This is a genomic window from Micromonospora sp. NPDC051925 (genome assembly GCF_044548625.1).
Lineage (GTDB): Bacteria > Actinomycetota > Actinomycetes > Mycobacteriales > Micromonosporaceae > Micromonospora.
The window spans coordinates 237,135-257,723 of the sequence record NZ_JBIUCH010000004.1 but is presented as its reverse complement, the minus strand read 5'-3'; the positions used below and the strand labels follow the sequence as shown (position 1 = coordinate 257,723).

Genomic DNA, 20,589 nt, shown 5'->3' with positions numbered 1-20,589 from the left:
CAGGTGTCCGGCCTGGCCGGCCCGCAGGTGGCCGGCCAGGTCTGACTGACCGGCCAGTAGCCGGCCGATCGCCGATGATCTAGCGTCCCGTGCGCCGGGAGCCGCTCCGTTGCCCCGGTGAGTAGCGAAAACTAGGGGGGACAGTGCCGTTCCGTGACGATGCCGCCGACCGGAGAGACCAGCTCCGCCCCGACCGGTTGGTGCCGGCCGTGACCTCCACGCCGGGTTGGCGTCCGCTGCGGGTGGCGATGATCGGCCAGAAGGGCGTGCCGGCCACCTACGGGGGGATCGAGCGGCACGTGGAGGAGATGGCCAGCCGGCTGGCCGGGCTCGGCCACGAGGTGACCGTCTACTGCCGGGACAGCTACGGCGCGGTGGAGGCCCAGCAGCACCGGGGCATCCGGCTGCGGCGGACGCGTACCGTGCCCAGCAAGCACCTCGACGCCATCGTGCACTCGGCCACCTCCACCCTGGCGGCGCTGACCGAGCGCCCCGACATCGTGCACTACCACGGTCTCGGCCCGGTGCTGACCGCGCCGCTGGCCCGCTACGCCTCCCGGGCCAAGGTGGTGCTCACCGTGCACGGGCTGGACAACCAGCGCGACAAGTGGGGACGGGCGGCGCGGGTCGTGCTCGGCACCGCGTACCGGCTCAGCGGGCACCTGCCGGACGCCCGGGTGACCGTGTCGCAGGGCCTGGCGGCGCACTACACCAGCCGGTTCGGGCGGCCGGCCCGGTACATCCCCAACGGGGTGGCCGCCCCCACCCACCGGCCGCCCCGGGAACTGTCCCGGTTCGGTCTGCGCCCCGGCGGCTACCTGCTGCTGGTCGGCCGGCTCGTCCCGGAGAAGGCCGCCGACCTGCTCGTCCGGGCGTTCCGGCGGCTACCGACCGACCTGCGGCTGGCCATCGTCGGCGGCTCGGCCTTCACCGACGGGTACGTCGCCCGGCTCCGCCAGGCCGCCGGCGACGACCCGCGCATCGTGTTCACCGACTTCGTCTACGGCGACCTGCTCGCCGAGCTGTACTCGCACGCGGCGGCCTTCGTGCAGCCGTCCCGCCTGGAAGGGCTGCCGCTGACCCTGCTGGAGGCCGCCTCGTACGGGCTGCCGGTGGTGGCCAGCGACATCGAACCGCACGTCGAGGTGCTGGACCGCGACGGGCCGGGACAGCGGCTGTTCCGCGACGGCGACGTCGACGACCTGCTCCGGGCGTTGACCACGGTGACCGCCGACGTACCGGCCGAACGGGCCGGTGCCGCGCTGCTGCGCGACCGGGTGCTCGCCGAGTACAGCTGGGACGCGGCCGCCCGTGAGCTGGAAAGACTCTACTTCTCGCTGGCCCTGCGCGTCCCCCGGCGGCGGGAACCGGACGTTGGGTCGCCCACGGTCGGCGTAACGGCCCATGTCCCGGGCGCGCGGCGACCGTTAGATTAGGCCGTTCTTCCGGCCGTCGGCGGCGACCGGCAACTACTTCCTGGAAACGAGCGGTCGGCGAGCGGTGGACGGTCAGCGAAACGGTACGGAGGGTGACCTCGTCCTGCCCGATGACGGGCGACGGCGGCGGTCCACCGGTGATCCGACCCGACGCCTGCTGACCGGCGGTGCGGCGCTGCTCTGCGCCGTGGTGGCCGTCGGCGCCGGGCTGGCCGCGGCCGGCGGCGGCCGGGTCGGCGCGGTGCTGCCCCTGGTGCTCCTGGCCGGGTTGGCCGTCGGGTTGCTCGCGCTGACCCGTTTCTCGGCGTACGTGCTGCTGATGCTGGCGGTCCGCTCCTGCGTCGACCTGTTCAAGCTCAGCGGCCCGACGGCCGGTCGGGCCGACGGCGCGGCGGCCACCCGGACGATGGACCCGTCGACGATCCTGGCCGTGCTGTTCCTGCTCGCCGCCGGCCTCTGGCTCGCCGCCCAGCTGCGACAACGGGGCCGGCTGCGCGGTTCCCCGCTCGGCGTGGCGATGCTGCTGGTCGGGGCCACCTCGCTGGTCAGCGCGGCGGGTGCCGCCCAGCCGGTGCCCAGCGCCCTGGAGGCGCTGCGGATCGGCACCGTGGTGGTGATGTTCGTGGTCCTGGAGCAGCTGATGCCGGACCTGCCGGCGGTCCGCCGGGTGCTGATCGCCGCGTACGCCTCGCTGGTGCTGGCGGTCGGCTACACCGCCGTGCTCACCCTGCTCGGCCACCCACCGGCCGAGGTCAAGGGGGACTTCACCCGGATCAGTGGACCGTTCAGCCAGTCCACCACGTTCGGCCGTTACCTGATGTTCATGGTGATCTTCGGGTTCGGCATCCACCGCTACCTGAGTCGTCGGCTGCGGCTCGGCCTCGGCGTGCTGCTCGCCGCGTCGCTGCTGTTCCTGCTGCTCACCAACACCCGCAGCGCCATCCTCGGGGCGGGGCTGGGCCTGCTGGTGGTCGCGGTGCTGCACCGCAGCCGACGGATGCTGGTGGCGCTCTGCCTGGTCACGGTGGCCGGGGTGGCGCTGCTGCCGAGCGTGGCGCAACGCTTCGGGCAGCTCACCGACAGCACCGCCGTGGGGGGTGGCCCGACCGGCAACACCCTCGCCTGGCGGGTCGGCTACTGGTCGGAGATCGTGTCGCTGGCCAACCGCAACCCGGTCACCGGGATCGGCCCCAACATGACCAAGTTCGAGGCCGACGAGGCGAAGAAGCCGCACAACGACTTCCTGCGCGCGTACGTCGAGACCGGCCTGGCCGGGCTGCTGGCGTACCTGGCGATGATGGCGCTGTGCCTGCACACCGGGCTGACCGCGCTGCGGCGGGCCCCGCCGGGCACCCTCGGCCGGGGCATCGCGGTCGGCTTCCTCGGCTGCGCGGTCGCCTTCGTCGCGGTCAGCGCGGCGTCCAACGTGATCTCGAACGTGGTCACCCTGTGGTACTTCGCGGCGTTCGCCGCGGCGGCCGGCGCGGTCGCCCGAGGGCTACCGGCCGGCACACCCCGGGTGGCGACGCCCCGACCGGTGACGACCGGGTGGAACAACCGATGAACGATCAAGCAGTGGGGAGCACCGGGGTGGAGATCGTCGACTATCTGCGGGTCGCGCGGCGGCGACTCTGGCTGCTGGTGGGCATTCCGCTGGTGGCCGGGGCGGCAGCCGCGCTGGTCGTCCTGCTCGGCCCGCAGCAGTACTCGGCCACCTCGTACGTCGCGGCGCCCGCGCTGGTCGGCGGCAGCGCCGCCCAGCAGTTCACCGGCACCCAGGCGGCCAACCAGTTCGCGGCGGCCTTCGCCGCGGCGGTGACCTCCCCGCAGGTGGTCGACCAGGTGGCGGCCGACACCGGGGTTCCCGCCGACGAGCTGCGCGACGGGCTGGCCGTCAAGCAGGTCGGCGCGAGCAGCCAGCTGACCGTGACGTACACCACGGACGACCGGTCCTCCGTGGCCCCGGTGCTCGCCGCGACCGGCAAGCGGGCCCTGTCGTTCCTGTTCACCAGCCAGGTCAACATCGCCACCGACGAGGTGACGGCGGCCAACGACGAGCTGGCCACCGCCACCCGCGCGATCAACGACTGGGAGAAGACGAACAAGGTAAGCCAGCCCGACAAGCTCTACCAGTCGACCCTCCAGGAGATCGCCAGCCTGCGGCAGCAGCAGCTGCAGATGCAGGCGGTCGGCAACAGCCGGGGCGCCACCGCCGCCGCCGAGTCGATCAGCGCCGGCCAGAAGCGGCTCGACGGACTCGGCCCGAAGCTGCCCGACTACCAGGCGCTGATCGCGCAACGGGACAGCGCCACCAGCGCGCTGGCCACCGCCCGCGAGGGCCTGCAACAGGCCCGCGCCCAGTCCCAGGCGGCCGACCCCGAGAAGGTGACCAGCGTCGGCGAGGTGCAGCCGGTGTCCCGGGTCCAGGCGCTGGTCAGCCTGGCGCTCCCGGTGTTCGGCGTCGGCCTGCTGCTGGCCGTACTGCTGGTGGTGGTGATGGAGTGGTTGTCCCGCAACCGGGCGGGCACCGGCAGGCGGGCCGCCGTCGGACGGGCGACGGCCACCCCGGCCGGCGGGCGGCGGGGCAGCGACGACACGGTGGTGCTGCCGGTCGTGGCGGCGACCGTGCCCGAGCAGAACTCCCGGCACCGGTAGGCGGGCGTGCCCGAAGCGTCCGTGCGGGGCGACCAGCACGTCCGGGGAATGGCCCGGGGCGGCGGGCTCAACCTGCTCGGCGCCCTGCTCAGCCAGGCGGCGGTCTTCCTGATCATGCTGCTGCTGGCCCGGGTGCTCGGCATTCGGGAGGTCGGCCGGTACGCCCAGTGCTACGCCGTGCTGTCGCTGGCCGGCCTGCTCTCGCTGTCCGGGTTCCGGGCCGGGTTGACCCGGTTCGTGGCGGTGTACCTGGCCGACTCCGACGCCCCGGCGCTGAGGGGCACCATCCGGTTGGGGCTGGCCGTCTCGGCCGGCTCGTCGGTCGTCCTCGCCGGGGCGCTGGCCTGGGGCGCACCGTGGCTCGCCGACCGGCTGCACGACCCCGGGCTCGTCACCGGCCTGCGGCTGGTCGCGCTGACCCTGCCCGCCTCGACGATCTGCGAGGCGGCCCTCGCGGCGACCCGGGGCTGGCGTACCCAGCGGCCGTTCACCTTCATCGGCCAGCTCTACGAGCCCGGCACCCGGCTGCTGCTCACCGTGCTCGCCCTGGCCACCGGCGCGGGGCTGACCGAGGCGTTCTGGGCGCTGGTGGCGGCCGGCTGGTCGGCTGCCCTGCTCGCCCTGGTGGCCCTGGGCCGGCTGGTCCGCCGGGTGCCGCCGGCCCGCCCGGTGCACCGGCCCCGGGAACTGTTCCGCTTCTCCACGGTCAGCTGGGTGTCGTCGCTGTCGTCGACCGGGCTGATCTGGGTCGACACCCTGCTGCTGGGTTTCTTCGCCAACCCGGAGATCGGTGTCTACAACGTCGCCACCCGGCTGGTCACCGTCGCCATCTTCGTCCTCGCGCCGGTCAACGCCGCGTTCGGCCCGTACCTGGCGCACCTCTACCACCGGGGGGACCTCGACGACGTCCGTCGGGTGTACGCGGTGGCCACCGGCTGGGTGGTCCGGCTGTCGCTGCCGGCGTTCGTGGCGCTGCTGGTCCTCCCGGGCGACCTGCTGCGGGTCTTCGGCGGCGAGGTCGCCACCGGCGCGGCGGTGACCGTGATCCTCGCCCTGGGCCAGCTCGTCAACGCGGCGACCGGCCCGTGCGGCACGGTGCTGAACATGTCCGGCCGGGTGGCCGTCAACATGGCAGACAATCTCGTCGCCCTGGTGCTCAACGTGCTGCTCAACCTGTGGCTCATCCCCGCGTACGGGATCGTCGGCGCGGCGGCGGCGTGGAGCGCCTCGCTGATCGTGGTCAACATCGCGCGGGTGGTGCAGGTCCGCCACCTGGTCGGCGCGTTGCCGTTCACCCTCGGGATGGCCAAGGGGCTCGCCGCCGGGGTGGCCGCGCTGGTCGCCGGGCTGCTGGTGCGCTGGCTGGTGCCGGGCTGGCCGTGGGGGCCGGCTGCCGGCCTGACCACGATCGTGGCGGTCTACCTGGCGACCGTGTTGGCGCTGGGACTCAGCCGGGAGGATCTGATGGTGCTGCGCACCCTGGCCCGTCGCCGCCGCGGCGTCCCGCCCGGCACCGCGCGGGTCGTCCCCCCGGGTGTCGACCCGCGCGACCGGGCCGACGGCGACCCACCCGGATCCGGCGACACCGGCCGGTCCGGCGACGGTTCGTCCGGCGACGGGGGCCCGACCGGGTCCGACGGGGCCGGGGGCGGCAGGGCTGCTTCCGGCCGGGCGGTGTCGCGGTGAGCGCCGGGCCGCGCCGGGCCACCGTGGACCGGCTGCGTCGGGCGGTACGCGGCACCCGCGCCTGGGGGCGGGCGGCGTGGCCCGGCCGGGTCGGCGCGCTACCCGACTTCCTGATCATCGGCGGGCAGCGGTGCGGCACCACCTCGCTGCACCACTACCTCGCCGCGCACCCCGACGTGCGGGCCGCCACCGGCAAGGAGCTCCAGTTCTTCAGCCTGCACTTCGGGCGGGGCCAGCGCTGGTACCGGGCGCACTTCCCGCCGGCCGCCGCCGGCCGGCACAGCTTCGAGGCCAGCCCCTACTACCTGTTCCACCCCGGCGTCCCGGCCCGGGTGGCGTCGACGCTGCCCGAGGCCCGGTTCGTGGCGCTGCTGCGCGACCCGGTCGAGCGGGCCTACTCGCACTACCTGCACACCCGCTCGTACGGTGTGGAGCCGCTGGGCTTCGCCGAGGCGCTCGCCGCCGAACCGGGGCGGCTGGCCGGGGCGCTGGCCGACGGGCCGGACACCCCGGCGGCCCACCACGCGCTGCGCAACTTCTCCTACGCCGCCCGGGGCCGCTACGCCGAACAGCTCGACCGCTGGTACGCCCACCTGCCCCCCGAACGGCTGCACGTGATCCGCAGCGAGGACCTGTACGCCGACCCGGCCACCACCTATGCGGGCGTGCTGCGCTTCCTCAACCTGGCCCCGTTCACCCCGGTGGAGTTCGCCCGGCACACCCGCCGGACGGACACCGGCCCGTCCGAGCTCACCCCCGCACTGCGGACCAAACTGGCCGCCGAGTTCGCCCCGCACAACGCCCGGCTGGCCGACCTGCTCGACTGGCCGCACACCTGGTGAGCGAGCGGGCCATCCCCGTCAACAGTCTTCGTGTCGTGTCGCCCGAACGAAGCGGCGAACGGGAGATGCCTGTGAGGATCAGCCACTCCGGAGTAGCGCAGATCCGTGACCCTGTGGCGAGGGCACGCAAAGCCAGCGAGCTTATCGACGAGCACCAAGCGGCGGTCAACGAGTTGTCCAGGTTGCGCCGCGCGGCACTGGACGAGATGGTGTCGCAGGGCATGGCCCATACCCAGATCGCTGGAGTCGTCGGTATGACCCGTGCTCGGGTAGGCCAACTCCTGTCCTCGGGACCGCGCCCGGAGCGGACGATGCTCGGTACCGGGGAGCTGACCATCGCCGTGGGCGACCAGCTCGAGGCTGGCAAGAAGGATCCGTACGCTGTGGTGTCAGCCGAGATGCTCGCCACATACGAGAAGCTGTCCGCTCTTGCCCGGGGTCTTGGTCTGGCATCCGAGTACGAGGTGGTCCGTCCACCTGGCATGGTCGACCTCAACCGCGCCAATCTCATCGTGATCGGCAGCCCTCGAATACTGCCGTTCGTCGGTCAGGTGGTCGCCGCCGACACCATGTTCGGATTCTGCACGGACGACGACGGTCATTACCTGGTGAATCACCGGACCGGTGAGGCGTTCCGCTCGTCGTCTGACTCCGGTGAACCAATCGATTACGGCTACCTCGGTCGACTTCCCCGGCCTGACGGGCGCGGCACGTTCCTGTATCTCGCCGGCATCCACGCGATGGGCACTCTCGGTGTCGCCCACTACCTACACGACCACCTCGACGAGTTGTACCGTGAGGTGAAGACTCGGCGCTTCTCCCTCCTGGTGGCCTGCACCTACGACCCGCGAAAGCGGACGATCGAGAAGGTCGACGCCCTGACGCCGATCCACCGTGTTGAAGGGGTGCCGTGATGCGCGTCTCCACGGCCTCGGAGGCAGGTGACCCGACGGTGCCCAACGAGGACTGGGCTCTCGCCGGAGAGAATCTGACCGTCGTGCTCGACGGGGCGACAGCCCGCACCGGCACCGGCTGCGACCACGGCGTCGCCTGGTACGCCGCGAAGCTCGGCTCGGCGCTCGCTGGCCTCGCGGTGGATCGGGACACCCACCTGGCCGATGCCCTGGCCCAGGGCATCCGCAGCGTCGCCGACCAGCACCGGCACCCGTGCGACCTCGACCACCCGGGCACCCCGTCCGCCGCGACCGCGGTGCTGCGGCCCCGCGACGGCTCGCTGGAGTTCCTGGTGCTCGGTGACGTGACAGTCGTCATCGACACCGCCGACGGCATCCGGGTCGTCACGGACGACCGGGTGGACAGGACGGCGCGTGCCGAACGGGAGCATGCTGACCGTCACCCGTTCGGCTCGGCGGCGAAGCAGGCCGCGTTGTTGCGGATGAAGCATGCCGAACTGGCTGCCCGGAATCGACCGGGGGGCTACTGGGTGGCCGCCGCCGACCCGGCCGCCGCCAGCCAGGCGATCACCGGCGAAGTGCCGCTCGACGGCGTACGGCGGGTGGCCGTGCTGACCGACGGTGCTGCCCGGTCAGTGGCGTTGTTCGGCCTGTCGACCTGGGCCGACGTCCTCGACATCCTCGACAAGGAGGGCCCGGCGGCACTGATCCGAAGTGTGCGCGCCATCGAGGCGGCGGATCCGTCGTGCCTGCGTTGGGCGCGCAACAAGTGCAGCGACGACGCCACCGCCGTCTACGCTGCCCGAACCGGGTGACCCGCTCGGCTGGCCCCGCACCTGGTGACCGGCCGCCCCGCCACTGCCCGGAACCATGATCGGATTGCAATTTTGGAGACGACACGCCGAGGATAGTGCGCAGAATTGCAATCTGATCATGCTGCCCCCACCGTCACCACCCGCGGCCCGACGGCACCGGCCCCCGCCGTCCCGCCGCCGGACCGGCCCGTCGGGCGGGCCGGTCAGCGGATCGGGGCGAGGACGGCGGCCGGGTCGCCCTTCGCCCGCAGCAGCACCGGGCTGGGCCCGATCGACAACGCGCCGGTGCGGGCGGTCGGGTCGCCGCCGACCGGGCCGCCGGTCAGGCCGGCCGTGACCGGTAGCGACACGGTGCCAGCGGAGGCCGACCAGACCACCAGCGTGCTCTCCGCGCCGCGCCGGAACGCCACCCCGGTCAGCCCCTTGCCGTTCACCGGCTCGACGGTCGCGTCCCGGGCCGCCGCCGCCAGGGCGGCCATCATCGCGCCGGCCTGACGCTGCGTGCCGTCCGGGTCGAGCAGGCCGTAGCGGACCTCCGCGCCGGCCCGGTTGTTCGGGTTGTACGCCAACGGCAGCCAGAGCACCTCGTGGATGCCGCCGGCCACCAGTTGACTGACCACCTTGACCATCTCGTCGCCCCGGGCGGCGGCGTCGTCGGCGCCGTCCTTCCAGAACTGGCCGACCTCCCACGCCTGGGTGGGAACGCCGGCCGGGGTTTCCGCCCGCAGGTAGTCCAGCAGCGCCGGCACCCCGGAGAAGTGCTCGTAGAAGTGCAGTTGCCGGACGTCGACCACCCCGTCGTCGAGCAGTTTCTCGGTGACCGTGAGGTAGGCCAGGTTGCGGGCGTTCTGCGTGTTGCCCAGCGCGGCGCGCAGCGCCGCCGGGTCACCGACTGCCGGGATCAGCCGACCCCGGGTGCCGATCCGCCGCTGGAAGTACGCCTGGTAGGCGGCGACGGCCTGGTCTTCCTGACCGGCCCGCAGCAGCCGGTCGGCGACCCCCATCCCGTACGCCACGCTGCTCATTCCCGAGTCGACCACCTTGGCCTTCGGGTCGGCCGACCGGATCGCCTCGGCGGCGGCGGTGACCAGCCGTCGGTAGTCCTCCGGGCTGCCGGCCCAGTACTGCTGCGCGTTGACCTCGTTCTCGATGGCGTACTCGTGGACCCCGTAGGGCGCGTACCGCTTCACCAGGTCGCGGACGAAGTTCTGGTACGTGGCGAGGTCCGTCGGCATCGCCGACTCGGTCTTGTTGGCCTGCCCCCGGGTGAACTGGGCGGTGCCGCCGGTCGCCCAGCACACCCCGGTACGGATCTTCAGGTGCAGGGTGATGCCGAGCTTCCGACTGCGCTCGGCGATCTGGTCCACCGCCGAGAAGTCCGGGCTGCCCTGGGTCTTCTCGATGTCACACCAGCTCAGCTCGTGGTACGTCGTCGAGCCGGAGAGCTTCTCCAGGTACGGCACGAACTGGTCGTGCCGGGACCAGTCCCAGTGTGCGCCGAACGGGTTGCGGACCGTGCCGTCGGCCGGCGGCGCGGCGCTGCTGGCCCCGGCCGACGGTGTCGGGGCGGTCGCCGACGGGGTCGGCCCGGGGGCGGGATCGTCCGAACAGGCCGCCCCGGCGAACAGGGCGACCAGCAGCGTGCCGGCCAGCAGCGCCCGCCGTCGCCCGACCCGGCGGGTCACCGGTAACCCAGTTCGCGCAGCGTGGCACCGGAGAAGACCCGGACCAGCACCCGCAGGAAGGGGTCCAACTCCCGGCGGTACGTGCCGACCCGGGAGCCGTAGATCGGGGCGTCGGTGCCGGCGGCGGCCCGCCGCCGGTCCGCCTCGGCGGTGTACTTGCCCGCCACGTCGTGCTGCTTGCCGTCGTAGTCGAGCACGCCTGCCTCCCAGGGTTCGCCGAGGAACTCGAACAGGCCACGCATGGCCTTCTCCGGGTCGGTGACCGTCTCCTCGTAGCGCAGTTCGTAGTAGCGGTCGGCGGGCAGTCGGGCACCGGAGGCGCGGGCGATCCGGATGTAGCGCGGCCACTTCACCACGCACTTGACCGCCGACCAGTAGCCGAACCGCTTGCGGTGCGAGACCACCACGTCCCGGCCGTCCCGTACCACGTGCACGAACTGTGCGTCCGGGAAGACCTCGGCGAGGAAGTCGATGGACAGCGCGTACAGCGGCGTCTTGTCGGCCCAGCGGGTCTTGCCCCGCGACCGGGCGTAGTCGGCCTGGATGCCACCGAAGAAGTCGGCGATGCGGCCCAGCCAGTACTCGCGGGGGAACCCGAAGCGGGCCAGCCGCTCCCAGTCCCGCCCGACGATGCGCTGCATGTCGGTCAGGAACCGGGTCTCCGGGCCGCAGCTGACCCGGGAGTGCGAGTCGAGCACCAGGCGCAGCATCGTCGTGCCCGACCGCTGGCACCCGACCAGGAAGATCGGCCCCCGGGGCGCGTCCGGCCGGTCGTCCGGACCGGCCGCCGTGTCCAGGCCCACCGGGGCGTCCGGGGTCGGGGCGTGCGGGTCAGCCATGGTCCACCGCCTCGTGTCGGCCGGCCACCGCGTCCAGCCGGCCGGTCAGTTCGGTGCACAGTGCCCGCACCTGGGCGTCGATCTCCAGCCGGGGCCGCGGCGGGGTGCGTGCGCCGACGTGGGCGTGCAGGACCGGGTCGTACGGCAGGTCGAGGAACGCGCACAGCCGCCGGGTGTACCCGGGCGGATCGGCGACAAGCGCGTCGTACGAGCAGAGCAGGGTGTCCGGGCGGTCGGCCAGGCCGAGGGAGAAGTACAGCGAGTTGCGCACGTACCAGAACAGGGCGGCGGCGGTGTGCGGGGTCATCCGGTCGTGGTCGAAACCGGCGATCAGCTCCCGGGCCGACTCGGACAGGCGCTGGCCCTGCCACCGGTCGCCGATGGTGCCGTCGGCGATCGCCCGCAGCGCCCGCAGGTTGGCGTCGCCGAACTTCGCCACCTCGGAGCGGGCCCGGTCGTCGACGTCCCGGTACGCCCACAACGCCTGCCCCGGCGCGACCCCGGCCAGGTCGAGCAGCTCGTCCACCCGGTGCGTGTCGCACAGCGGCTTGACCAGCACGTACCGGTGCCGGCTGCGTCGGATGACGGCGCTGAGCACCGGGTCGGGGCGCAACCGGAAGCGGTGGAACACCGCCCGGTCGTTCTCGTTGCGCACCTCGACCGACGGGTCCGCGTCCAGCCCCCGGGTCAGCATGTTGGTGCCGGAGCGTTGCAGGCCCACCAGGTAGACCGGGACGGCCCGGCCGGGCGGCCCCGGATGGGCCCGCCGCCAGCGCCACTTGGCCAGTGCGGTGCCGGCCCGCTCGACCGGGTCGAGCCGGTCCTCCTCGATCAGCCGACGGATGCCCTCGGTGCGGATCCACCGCAGGTGTCGACGGACCCGTCGGGCGGTGTACGCCAGCGCCGAGGGTTCGTCGGGATCGGGCACCGGGTCCTCCTCGGGCACGTCAAGTGGGGTCGGGCACACCGTACCGGCAGATCATGGCGGCTGACCACGTGGCCGTGTGGTCAGCGGAGGATGGGCCGTGTGGCTACTTGGGGATCATGACTGGACTCGCGACGCCCGCGTTGCATACGGTGGGGCCCCTGGTCACCGCTGCTGTCCGGGGTCACACCCCACCCCCCAACCCCAGCGGGCCGCAGCAGCCACCCCCCGGAGCAGGCCGATGCGTGTCCTCCATGTCAACAAGTTCCTCTACCGGCGCGGCGGCGCGGAGGGCTACCTGCTCGACGTCGCCGAGCTGCAACGGGGCGACGGCGACGAGGTGGCCTTCTTCGGCATGACCCACCCCGACAACGACGCCCCGACCCCGTACGCCCGGCACTTCCCGTCCCGGGTGGAGCTGGACCCGCCGCCGCGCGGCGCGGGCCCGCGTGCGGCGGCGGCGGCCCGGATGATCTGGTCGCCGGCCAGCCGGCGGGGTCTGGCCCGGGTGCTCGACGACTTCCGGCCCGACGTGGTCCACCTGCACAACATCTACCACCAGCTCTCCCCGTCGGTGCTGGCCGCGGTGCGGGCGGCCCGGGTGCCGGCGGTGATGACCCTGCACGACTACAAGCTGGCCTGTCCCAGCTACCAGATGCTCGACCGGGGTGCGGTCTGCGACGCCTGCGTGACCGGCGGTCCGCTGCGCGCGGTCCGACGCCGCTGCAAGGACGGTTCGCTCGGGGCCAGCTCGCTGCTCGCCGTGGAGTCCTGGCTGCACCGTTCCACCCGGGCGTACGGGCCGGTGCAGGCGTTCGTCAGCCCCAGCCGCTTCCTGGCCGACGTGATGCGCCGGGCCGGCGTCTTCCCCGATCGGATGCACGTGGTGTCCCACTTCGTCGACGTCGCCGCGACGGCGGTGAAGCCGGCCCCCGGCGGTGCGGTGGTCTTCGCCGGCCGACTGGCCCCGGAGAAGGGCGTCGACGTGCTGATCGAGGCGCTCACCCGGCTGCCGGCCGACGTCGTGCTGGAGGTGGCCGGTGACGGTCCGGCCCGCGCCGGGCTGACCGAGCTGGCCGACCGGCGGGCTCCCGGCCGGGTCCGGTTCCACGGGCGGCTGGACAAGACCCGGCTGCACGAGCTGGTCCGGTCCGCGGCGGTGGTGGCGGTGCCGTCGCGGTGGAACGAGAACCAGCCGATGGCGGTGCTGGAGGCGTACGGCTGCGGGGTGCCGGTGGTCGCCTCCGACCTGGGCGGGCTGCCCGAGCTGGTCACCCCCGGGGTGGACGGCGAGGTGGTGCCCGCCGACGACCCCGCCGCGCTGGCTGCCGGGCTGGGCCGGGTCCTGGCCGACCCGGCACGGGCGTACCGGATGGGGCGGGCCGGGCGGGCGCGGGTGGAGCGGGACTTCTCCCCGCAGGCGCACCTGGCCCGGCTGCGGGAGGTCTACGCGACCGCCGCGCGGACCCTGCGGGAGCCGGTGTGAACCCGCCGGTGCGGGTGCTCTACCTGGCCGGCAGCGGACGCAGCGGCAGCACCCTGGTCACCACGGTGCTCGGCCAGTACGACGGGGTCTTCGCCGCCGGGGAGCTGCGCTACCTGTGGCAGCGCGGCGAGGTGGAGAACCGGCCCTGTGGCTGCGGCCGGCCGTTGCGGGACTGCCCGCTGTGGCGGGAGGTGCGCCGGGACCTGCCGGTGGACCGGGCCGCCGTGATCGCCGCCGGGCTGCGCGGCCGGCTGCGGATGCGCGGGCTCCCCGGGTTGCTGCGCCGGCACCGGCGCGGTCAACGGCCGGTGCCCGCGCATCCGGACGACGCGGCGCTGGCCGACCTGTACGCCGCCGTGGCCCGGCACACCGGGGCACGGGTGGTGGTCGACTCGTCGAAGCTGCCCCCGTACGGCGCGCTGGTCGGCGCGCTGCCCGGGATCGAGCTGCGGGTGCTGCACCTGGTACGCGACCCCCGGGCCACCGCCTTCTCCTGGCGTCGCCGCCGGGGCCTCGACGGCGACACCGACCCGGAGCTGATGAGCCGACCGCCGGTGTGGAAGGCCGCCCTGCTCTGGCTGGTCTGGAACACCGTGACCGTCCGGCTGTGGGGTGGCACGCCGGCGGGCTACCTGCGGGTGCGTTACGAGGACCTGACCGCCGACCCGGAGGCGACGCTGCGCCGGATCGTCGCGTTCGCCGGTGTCGACGATGCCGGGAACACCCCGTTCACCGGGCCGGCGACGGTGCGGTTGACGCCGACGCACTCGGTGGCCGGCAACCCGTCCCGGCACCGGACCGGCGTGGTGCCGGTAACCGCCGACGTGCAGTGGCGGCACGACCTGTCCCGCTGGTCGTACGCGCTGGTCACCGGGCTGACCGCGCCGGGACTGCGCCGGTTCGGCTACCCGTGGCGTCGCGGCGGGCCAGCGGTGACGGAGCAGTCGGCAGAGACCGGGCAACCGGCAGAGACCGGGCAGTCGGCAGAGGCCGGGCAGTCGGCGGTGGCGGGGCGTTCGGGGCTGACCGGGCAAGAGGAGGGCTGAGGGATGTTGGCGGTGGTGGTGGGCACCGGGCGGTGCGGTTCGACCCTGGTGCAGGAGCTGTTGTCCCGGCACCCCGGTGTGGGGTTCGTCTCCGGCGTCGACGACAAGCTGTCCCGGCTCAACCTGGGCGGCCGGCTCAACGGGCCGCTGTACCGGCGGTCGGCGCCCCGCCCGGCGGGCATGACGTCGCTGCGGCACAGCCGCCGGCTGCTGGAGAAGGGCCGGCTGCGGGTCGCCCCGTCGGAGGCGTACCACCTGCTGGACCGGCACGTGGTGGCCGGCTTCTCCCGCCCGTGCCGGGATCTGACCGCCGAGGATCTCACCCCGTACCTGCGGCGGCGGCTGCGTGCCTTCTTCGACGCCCGGATCGAACGCCAGGGGTGCCGGCTGCTGCTGCACCACGTGACCGGCTGGCCGCGTACCGGATTCCTGCGGGCCGGCTATCCGGGGCTGCGGGTGGTCAACGTGGTCCGGGACGGCCGGGCGGTCACCAACTCCTGGCTCCAGATGGGCTGGTGGGACGGCTGGCGCGGGCCGGAGAACTGGTTCCTCGGGCCGTTGCCGACCGACCTTCGCCAGGAGTGGGAGGAACACGACCGGTCGTTCCCGGTGCTCGCCGCCCTGGGCTGGAAGATGCTGATGGACCGGTTCGCCGAGGCACGGGCCGCGCACCCCGAGGGGCAGTGGCTCGACGTGCGCTACGAGGACCTGCTCACCGACCCGCGCGCCGAGGTGGCCCGGATGCTCGACTTCCTCGAGCTGGACTGGTCACCCGAGTTCGAGAAGGGGTTCGGGCGGTACCGGTTCCACGCCGGGCGACGGGCGGCGTACCACGACGAGTTGGGCGTCGAGCAGCTCGCCGCCGTCGAACGGGTGCTGGACAAGCCGCTGCGGCAGTGGGGTTACCGGGACTGACCGGTGCGGTCGTGCCGGTGCAGTCGGAGCGGCGCGGGCAAAGTTCCTACAGGTGCAGGTGGTGGCGGGGGCCGGCCAGTCCATAGCGTTCGCAGTCTCGGGAAACCTCAAGGAGACTGCATGGCTGGAATGGTAACGCCGCTTCGCGCCGGGGTGGCCGTACTGTCCGCGGTGGTGCTCGCCGCCCTGGGCGCGGCACCGCAGGCGGTGGCGGCGTCGGACGTACCGACGATCGTGGTCCAGGACGGGGTCACCCAGCCGGTGTTCGGCTATGCCGACGCCATCCGGGAACGCCTGTTCATCGACTCCACCTTCGACAGCGACAACGACGGGCTGCGCGACATCATCGCGTTCGACCTGATGCGGCCGGCGGCCACCGCGAACGGGCTGAAGGTCCCGGTCATCATGGACGCCAGTCCGTACTACTCGACGGTCTGCCGGGGCAACGAGTCCGAGTGTAAGGCCGACCTGGACGGGGACGGCCTGCTCGACAAGTGGCCGCTGTTCTACGACAACTACTTCGTGCCGCGCGGTTACGCGGTGATCCTGCTGGACATGGTGGGCACCAACAACTCCACCGGCTGCCCCACCACCAACGCCAACCAGGACAACCTCAGCGCCAAGCAGGCGATCAACTGGCTCAACGGCCGGGCCACCGCCCGCAACGCCGCCGGCCAGGTGGTCACGGCGGACTGGCACAACGGCAAGTCCGGCATGATCGGCAAGTCGTACGACGGCTCGCTGGCCATGGCGACGGCGGTGACCGGCGTCAAGGGCCTGACCACTGTGGTGCCGATCAGTGGACCCACCGAGTACTACGACTACGTGCGCAGCAACGGCGTGGTCACCCGGGGCAACAGCTACGTGTCGTCGCTGGCCAACACGGTCACCAACCCGGAGCGGCGGGAGTACTGCAAGCCGGTACGGGACGCGATGGGTGCCGCCGACGGCGACGAGACCGGCGACTACACCGCCTTCTGGAACGAGCGCAGCTACGTCAAGAAGGTCCCCAACATGACCGCCAGCGTGCTGCTCTACCACGGTCTCAACGACGACAACGTCCGCGCGGACCACTTCAGCAAGTTCTGGTACGCCCTGGCGGAGAACAACGTCCCGCGCAAGCTGTGGCTGTCCCAGGAGGGGCACGTCGACCCGTTCGACTCGCGGCGCGCGGTGTGGGTGTCCACCCTGCACCGGTGGTTCGACTTCTGGCTGCACGGCGTCGCCAACGGGATCATGGACGAGCCCCGGGTCGACCTGGAGCGGGCCGCCGACGTGTGGGAGACCCACGCCGACTGGCCGATCCCCGGCAAGGCCGACACCGAGGTGTTCCTCCAGCCCGGCACCACCGGCGCGGGCGGCCTCGGCCTGGTGCCGACCGCCAAGCCGGCGACCGGAGCGTTCCAGGACAGCCGTACGCAGACCCAGAACACGATGATCCTCAACCCGGACGCGGTGCAGCCCAACCGGCTGGCGTTCCTGTCCGCGCCGCTGTCCGCTCCGCTGCACATCTCCGGTACGCCGACCGTGCAGCTACGGGCCTCGGCCGACCAGACCGACACCAACTTCGGGGCGATCCTGGTCGACTACGGCACCGACGAGCGGGTGGCGCACAAGGCCTCCGGTGAGGGCATCATCACCCTGACCACCGAGGACTGCTGGGGGGAGAGCAGCCCGACCGACGACGGCTGCTACAAGCAGACCGCGAAGCGGGTCGCCACGGCCGACAACGAACTGGTCACCAAGGGCATCATGGACGCCCAGAACCGGCAGTCGATCCGGACGGCCGTGCCGCTGGTGGTGGGGGAGTCGTACAACTTCACCTTCCCGCTGCTGCCGGAGGACTACGTCTTCAAGGCGGGCCACCGGATCGGTGTGATCATCGTGGCCAGCTACCCGCAGTACTCCAGCCAGGCGGACACCACCGCCGCGAACATCAAGGTCGCCCTGAAGAGCAGCAAGATCGTTCTTCCGGTGGTCGGCGGCACCACCGCCGCGCACGCCGCCGGTCTCTGACCGGTCCTCGGGTGGCCGCCGACGCAGCACCTCTGCGCCGACGGCCACCCGGCTTCGGTTACCCGATGGTGCAGGGGGTGCCGTTGAGGACGAAGCTGGTGGGCGGGACGTTCGGGCCGCCGTAGGAGCCGACGAAACCGGCGGTGGTGCTGCCACCGGCGGCGATCCGCCGGTTGTCGTCGGTGCTGGTGACCGTCACGGTACGGCCGGTCTGGGTCCAGGTGGCGCTCCAGCCGCTGCTCACCTGCTGCCAGCCGGTGGGCCAGCTCCACGTCAACGTCCAGCCGTCGACGGGGTTCGCCCCGTTGTTGACGATCTCGACGTTGCCGACCCAGCCGTTGCCCCAGTCGCTGGCGACGGTGGGCCGCACGGTGCAGGTGCTGTCGGTCGGGCCGCCGGTGGTGAAGGTGACCGGCGGCGACGACCAGGAGACCTTCCCGGTGGTGTCCCGGGTCAGCACGTTGACGGTGTACCGGGTGCCCGGGACGAGGTTGCCGACGGTGAACGAGGTGTCGGCCGTCTCGCCGAGCTGCTCGCTGACCGTCCCGTTCTGCCGGTACACCTCGTACTTGGCGATCGGGGCGCCCTTCGGCGGGGCCGGCGGCCAGGAGATGGCCGCCGCCCGGTCGGTGACCCCGCTCGCGGTGGGCTGCCCCGGCGGCGCGGGGTGGGCGGTGACCGGCGCGGAGGGCCGCAGCACCAGCGTGGTCAGCGAGTACGGCGGCAGCGTACGGCTGGTCGCGCTGCCGGACTGGCCGGTGACGACGGCGGACGCCCCGTTGGTGAGGGTGTGCGTCGTCGGCGCGGCACCCGACGGGGTGAAGCCGGCGTAGTCGATGGTGACCGGGTGCGCGGTGTCCGGGTCCTTGTTGACCAGCAGCACCGCGAGGTCCCCGTCGGCCCGCCGGACGGCGTGCGCGGTGACCAGTGACTGGTCGGTGGCGGCGCGGACGAACTGGTCCCCCGGCCGGGCGAACAGGTTCATCATGGACAGCCCGTGGTAGGGGGCGAACGGGGTGTTCAGCGGCGGCTCGCAGACCGAGTTGTCGGCGGTGCAGCCGCCGCTGGAGAGCAGCCCGAAGTCGCCGTAGTCGGTCTGCCCGGCCACCTCCGACACGGTGCCGATGCCGTTGTGCACGTTCCACCACTGGACCGTGAAGACGCCGTTCTCCAGCAGGTCGCTGTAGGCGTCGGCGAGGAACAGCGCGCCGGGCTGGGTGTTCTGGCCGGTCCCGACGTTCAGCTCGGTGAAGCTGATGCCGATCCGGGCGGCGTTCGGGCCGGCGTACCGGGCGAGGTGGTCGCGCAGCAGGTGGGCCGCCTCGTCGATGTGGGCGGTCCGGGCCAGCGACTCGGCGGCGCTGCCACCCGGGTACCAGTGCACGTCCACGAAGTCGATCTTCGGGCCGGCGATGGAGAGCACGGTCCGGTTCCACGGCCCCGGGTCGCTGCCGGCGGTGATCCCGTCCGGCCAGTTCCCCGGCATGGTCAGCACCGCGCCGACCTTGACGGTGGGGTCGACCGCCTTCATCGCGTCGGCGTACTCGACGACCAGCCGGGCGTACTGGGTGGCGCTCTTGTCGGGGTGGTCGTCGGCCTCCCAGGCCGAGCCGTACAGGCCGTTGCCGTAGTTCTCGTTGCCGATGGTCCAGTACTTCGCGCCGTACCCCTTGGTGACGTTGGCGTAGCGCACCCAGTCGGCCGCCTCGGCCGGGGTGCCGGTGCCGTAGTTCGCGATGATCATCGGCTGGGCGCCGACCCGCCGGGCGGCGGCCATGAAGGTGTCGAAGTCGGTGTTCGGGGCGACGTACCCGCCGGGCGCGGTGTGGTCGCGCCAGTGGTAGATGTCGGCGTACGAGCCGCCCGGGTAGCGCATCATCCGGACCCCGGCGGCCTTGAGCAGGTCCGACGTTTCGGCGGTGCCGAGCTGGGAGTCCCAGATGGCGTGGTTGACACCCAGCGCGGTGTCCGGCACGGTGGCCAGCCCGGCGTTGGCGTTGACGGTCACGGCGACCGTGTCCGACGCCGCGCCGGCGCTGGACGGACCGGTCGCGGCGAGCCCGCCGGTGGCGAGCAGCAGGCTCACGGTGAGCGCCGTCCAGCGCCCCCGGCCGCGCTGCGTCGGGCGCGACGGTGGGGCGAGATCTCTGTTCATTCGGGTTCCTTCGTGGGTCACCACAGTGCACCGCCCGGCTGATCGGGGTCGCGTCACACCACGAAGGTGCCGATACGGCGGGCGGGACTGATGGACGGACTGTTGGCATCGTTCCGTCGCACTTGTCGCCGTCCCCCGGAAAACCCACCGGCTCCCGGTTGCCCTTGGACGACTGTCAGCCCCGCGCGCGGCAAGTCATCGACGCATCAGAATCCCACGGCGGTCCCGTCGAGTTCAAGGCGGTGGGCACGGGTGGCGTCGTGCCGCCGTGCCGTGCCGCCGGTCGGCCCCGGTCGCCGCGGCCGGTACGGCTCAACGCCGGGCGGCCACCGTCGCCGCGACCCCGGCCGCCCGCGCCAGCACGGCCATCCGGCGGGGCCGGGAGACGACCGCCGGCCCGGTGCGCAGGCAGTCGCGCACCACGTCGGCGGCCTGCTCCACACTGAGCAGCATGGGCTTCACCGGCGACTTGGCCATCTTGGTGTCGACGAACCCGAACCGGACGACGGTCACCCGTACCCCGTGGGGACGCAGCGCGCCCCGCAGCCCGACCAGGTACGACGTCAGCCCGGCCTTGGACGCGGCGTAGCCGGGGGCCTGGGCCGACGGTCCGGCGTCGGCGAGGCTGGACAGGCCCACCAGGTGACCGCCGCCCCCGGCCACCATCGCCGGTACGACGACCTCCACGGTGCGCGCCGCACCGATCAGGTTGACCTCCAGCGCCCTGGTCTGCGCCGCCAGGTCACCGACGTCGAAGATCTCGCCGACACCCGCCGCGTAGACACACACGTCGACCCCGCCGAGCCGGCCGACCACCTCGGACAGCACCGCCCGGTAGTCGTCGCCGGTGACGTCGGCGACGTGGTGGTCGTACCCGGGGGCGGTCAGGTCGCTGGCGCTGCGGGACAGCCCGGCGACGGTCCAGCCGGCCGCCACCAGTTGCCGGGTGAGCGCCAGCCCGACGCCGTCGCTGTTGCCCACCACGATCGCCCGCCGCCCCTGCGCCTGCACAGCCATGCCGACACTCTAGGACCTCGCCGGCCGCCGGCCTCGGGCGGTGTGTCGAAGTCGGTGACACAGGGCACCGGTCGAGAATCTGGCGGTGGGTCGCCGGCAGGGCACCGGCGCGCGGCCGGGGGACGCGACGCTGCCCCGCCCACCGGTTCGACGGTGG

General features: G+C 72.9%; 16 protein-coding genes. 11 read left to right on the top strand and 5 right to left on the bottom strand.

All coding sequences use genetic code 11. The features are described 5' to 3' along the window. Window positions 1-143 precede the first annotated feature (143 nt). The 7 genes from ACIG87_RS07615 (at window position 144) to ACIG87_RS07585 (ending at window position 8,348) form a co-directional block, all read left to right on the top strand. Window positions 144-1,436: a glycosyltransferase family 4 protein gene (locus ACIG87_RS07615; protein WP_396849101.1), complete on the top strand. Its 1,293-nt coding sequence runs from the start codon at window positions 144-146 to the stop codon at window positions 1,434-1,436. A gap of 64 nt (window positions 1,437-1,500) precedes the next feature. Continuing rightward, window positions 1,501-3,000 (top strand): O-antigen ligase family protein, encoded by a 1,500-nt coding sequence (locus tag ACIG87_RS07610; protein ID WP_396849099.1) that lies wholly within the window; start codon window positions 1,501-1,503, stop codon window positions 2,998-3,000. Continuing rightward, on the top strand, window positions 2,997-4,091 hold the full coding sequence (locus ACIG87_RS07605) for a Wzz/FepE/Etk N-terminal domain-containing protein (RefSeq protein WP_396849097.1): 1,095 nt from the start codon (window positions 2,997-2,999) through the stop codon (window positions 4,089-4,091). Before ACIG87_RS07610 ends, ACIG87_RS07605 begins: the two co-directional genes overlap by 4 nt. Before the next feature lie 6 nt (window positions 4,092-4,097). Next, complete coding sequence (locus tag ACIG87_RS07600) at window positions 4,098-5,777, top strand: flippase (RefSeq protein ID WP_396849095.1); 1,680 nt, start codon at window positions 4,098-4,100, stop codon at window positions 5,775-5,777. Next, window positions 5,774-6,619 (top strand): sulfotransferase family protein, encoded by an 846-nt coding sequence (locus tag ACIG87_RS07595; RefSeq protein ID WP_396849094.1) that lies wholly within the window; start codon window positions 5,774-5,776, stop codon window positions 6,617-6,619. Before ACIG87_RS07600 ends, ACIG87_RS07595 begins: the two co-directional genes overlap by 4 nt. 35 nt (window positions 6,620-6,654) lie before the next feature. Beyond that, window positions 6,655-7,533 carry a sigma-70 family RNA polymerase sigma factor gene (locus tag ACIG87_RS07590; protein WP_396849092.1) on the top strand — a complete coding sequence of 293 codons (879 nt, stop codon included), beginning with the start codon at window positions 6,655-6,657 and terminating at the stop codon, window positions 7,531-7,533. Then, entirely contained in the window at window positions 7,533-8,348 is an 816-nt protein-coding gene (locus ACIG87_RS07585) for a protein phosphatase 2C domain-containing protein (RefSeq protein WP_396849090.1), read from the top strand. The genes ACIG87_RS07590 and ACIG87_RS07585 overlap by 1 nt, the downstream gene beginning before the upstream one ends. Before the next feature lie 203 nt (window positions 8,349-8,551). Here the strand turns inward: ACIG87_RS07585 and ACIG87_RS07580 are convergent, their stop codons facing one another. From ACIG87_RS07580 to ACIG87_RS07570, 3 genes are read right to left on the bottom strand one after another with little or no spacing between them, the layout of a single operon-like run. Beyond that, a complete protein-coding gene (locus tag ACIG87_RS07580; RefSeq protein WP_396849088.1) occupies window positions 8,552-10,033 on the bottom strand; it encodes a hypothetical protein in 1,482 nt (493 codons plus the stop codon). Beyond that, window positions 10,030-10,872 carry a sulfotransferase family protein gene (locus ACIG87_RS07575; RefSeq protein WP_396849086.1) on the bottom strand — a complete coding sequence of 281 codons (843 nt, stop codon included), beginning with the start codon at window positions 10,870-10,872 and terminating at the stop codon, window positions 10,030-10,032. Before ACIG87_RS07575 ends, ACIG87_RS07580 begins: the two co-directional genes overlap by 4 nt. Beyond that, window positions 10,865-11,800 (bottom strand): hypothetical protein, encoded by a 936-nt coding sequence (locus tag ACIG87_RS07570; RefSeq protein WP_396849085.1) that lies wholly within the window; start codon window positions 11,798-11,800, stop codon window positions 10,865-10,867. Before ACIG87_RS07570 ends, ACIG87_RS07575 begins: the two co-directional genes overlap by 8 nt. A 238-nt stretch (window positions 11,801-12,038) precedes the next feature. Between ACIG87_RS07570 and ACIG87_RS07565 the strand changes: the two genes are divergently transcribed. From ACIG87_RS07565 to ACIG87_RS07550, 4 genes are all read left to right on the top strand, one after another. After that, window positions 12,039-13,283, top strand: a complete 1,245-nt coding sequence (locus ACIG87_RS07565; protein WP_396849083.1) for a glycosyltransferase — start codon at window positions 12,039-12,041, stop codon at window positions 13,281-13,283. Further along, entirely contained in the window at window positions 13,280-14,329 is a 1,050-nt protein-coding gene (locus ACIG87_RS07560) for a sulfotransferase family protein (protein WP_396849082.1), read from the top strand. Before ACIG87_RS07565 ends, ACIG87_RS07560 begins: the two co-directional genes overlap by 4 nt. Before the next feature lie 3 nt (window positions 14,330-14,332). Further along, window positions 14,333-15,244 carry a sulfotransferase family protein gene (locus tag ACIG87_RS07555; RefSeq protein ID WP_396849080.1) on the top strand — a complete coding sequence of 304 codons (912 nt, stop codon included), beginning with the start codon at window positions 14,333-14,335 and terminating at the stop codon, window positions 15,242-15,244. A 120-nt stretch (window positions 15,245-15,364) separates the two neighbouring features. Next, complete coding sequence (locus ACIG87_RS07550; RefSeq protein ID WP_396849078.1) at window positions 15,365-17,260, top strand: CocE/NonD family hydrolase; 1,896 nt, start codon at window positions 15,365-15,367, stop codon at window positions 17,258-17,260. A gap of 58 nt (window positions 17,261-17,318) precedes the next feature. On the opposite strand, the gene ACIG87_RS07545 is transcribed toward ACIG87_RS07550, so the two are convergent. Beyond that, entirely contained in the window at window positions 17,319-19,415 is a 2,097-nt protein-coding gene (locus ACIG87_RS07545; protein ID WP_396849076.1) for a cellulose binding domain-containing protein, read from the bottom strand. 312 nt (window positions 19,416-19,727) lie between these two features. Then, window positions 19,728-20,432, bottom strand: a complete 705-nt coding sequence (locus ACIG87_RS07540; RefSeq protein ID WP_396849075.1) for an SDR family NAD(P)-dependent oxidoreductase — start codon at window positions 20,430-20,432, stop codon at window positions 19,728-19,730. Window positions 20,433-20,589 lie beyond the last annotated feature (157 nt).

Coding starts and splice junctions, on each gene's coding strand:
- ACIG87_RS07585 (WP_396849090.1), top strand. CDS start 7,533: ATGCGCGTCTCCACGGCCTCGGAGGCAGGTGACCCGACGGTGCCCAAC.
- ACIG87_RS07555 (WP_396849080.1), top strand. CDS start 14,333: ATGTTGGCGGTGGTGGTGGGCACCGGGCGGTGCGGTTCGACCCTGGTG.
- ACIG87_RS07575 (WP_396849086.1), bottom strand. CDS start 10,872: ATGGCTGACCCGCACGCCCCGACCCCGGACGCCCCGGTGGGCCTGGAC.
- ACIG87_RS07545 (WP_396849076.1), bottom strand. CDS start 19,415: ATGAACAGAGATCTCGCCCCACCGTCGCGCCCGACGCAGCGCGGCCGG.
- ACIG87_RS07565 (WP_396849083.1), top strand. CDS start 12,039: ATGCGTGTCCTCCATGTCAACAAGTTCCTCTACCGGCGCGGCGGCGCG.
- ACIG87_RS07605 (WP_396849097.1), top strand. CDS start 2,997: ATGAACGATCAAGCAGTGGGGAGCACCGGGGTGGAGATCGTCGACTAT.
- ACIG87_RS07550 (WP_396849078.1), top strand. CDS start 15,365: ATGGCTGGAATGGTAACGCCGCTTCGCGCCGGGGTGGCCGTACTGTCC.
- ACIG87_RS07540 (WP_396849075.1), bottom strand. CDS start 20,432: ATGGCTGTGCAGGCGCAGGGGCGGCGGGCGATCGTGGTGGGCAACAGC.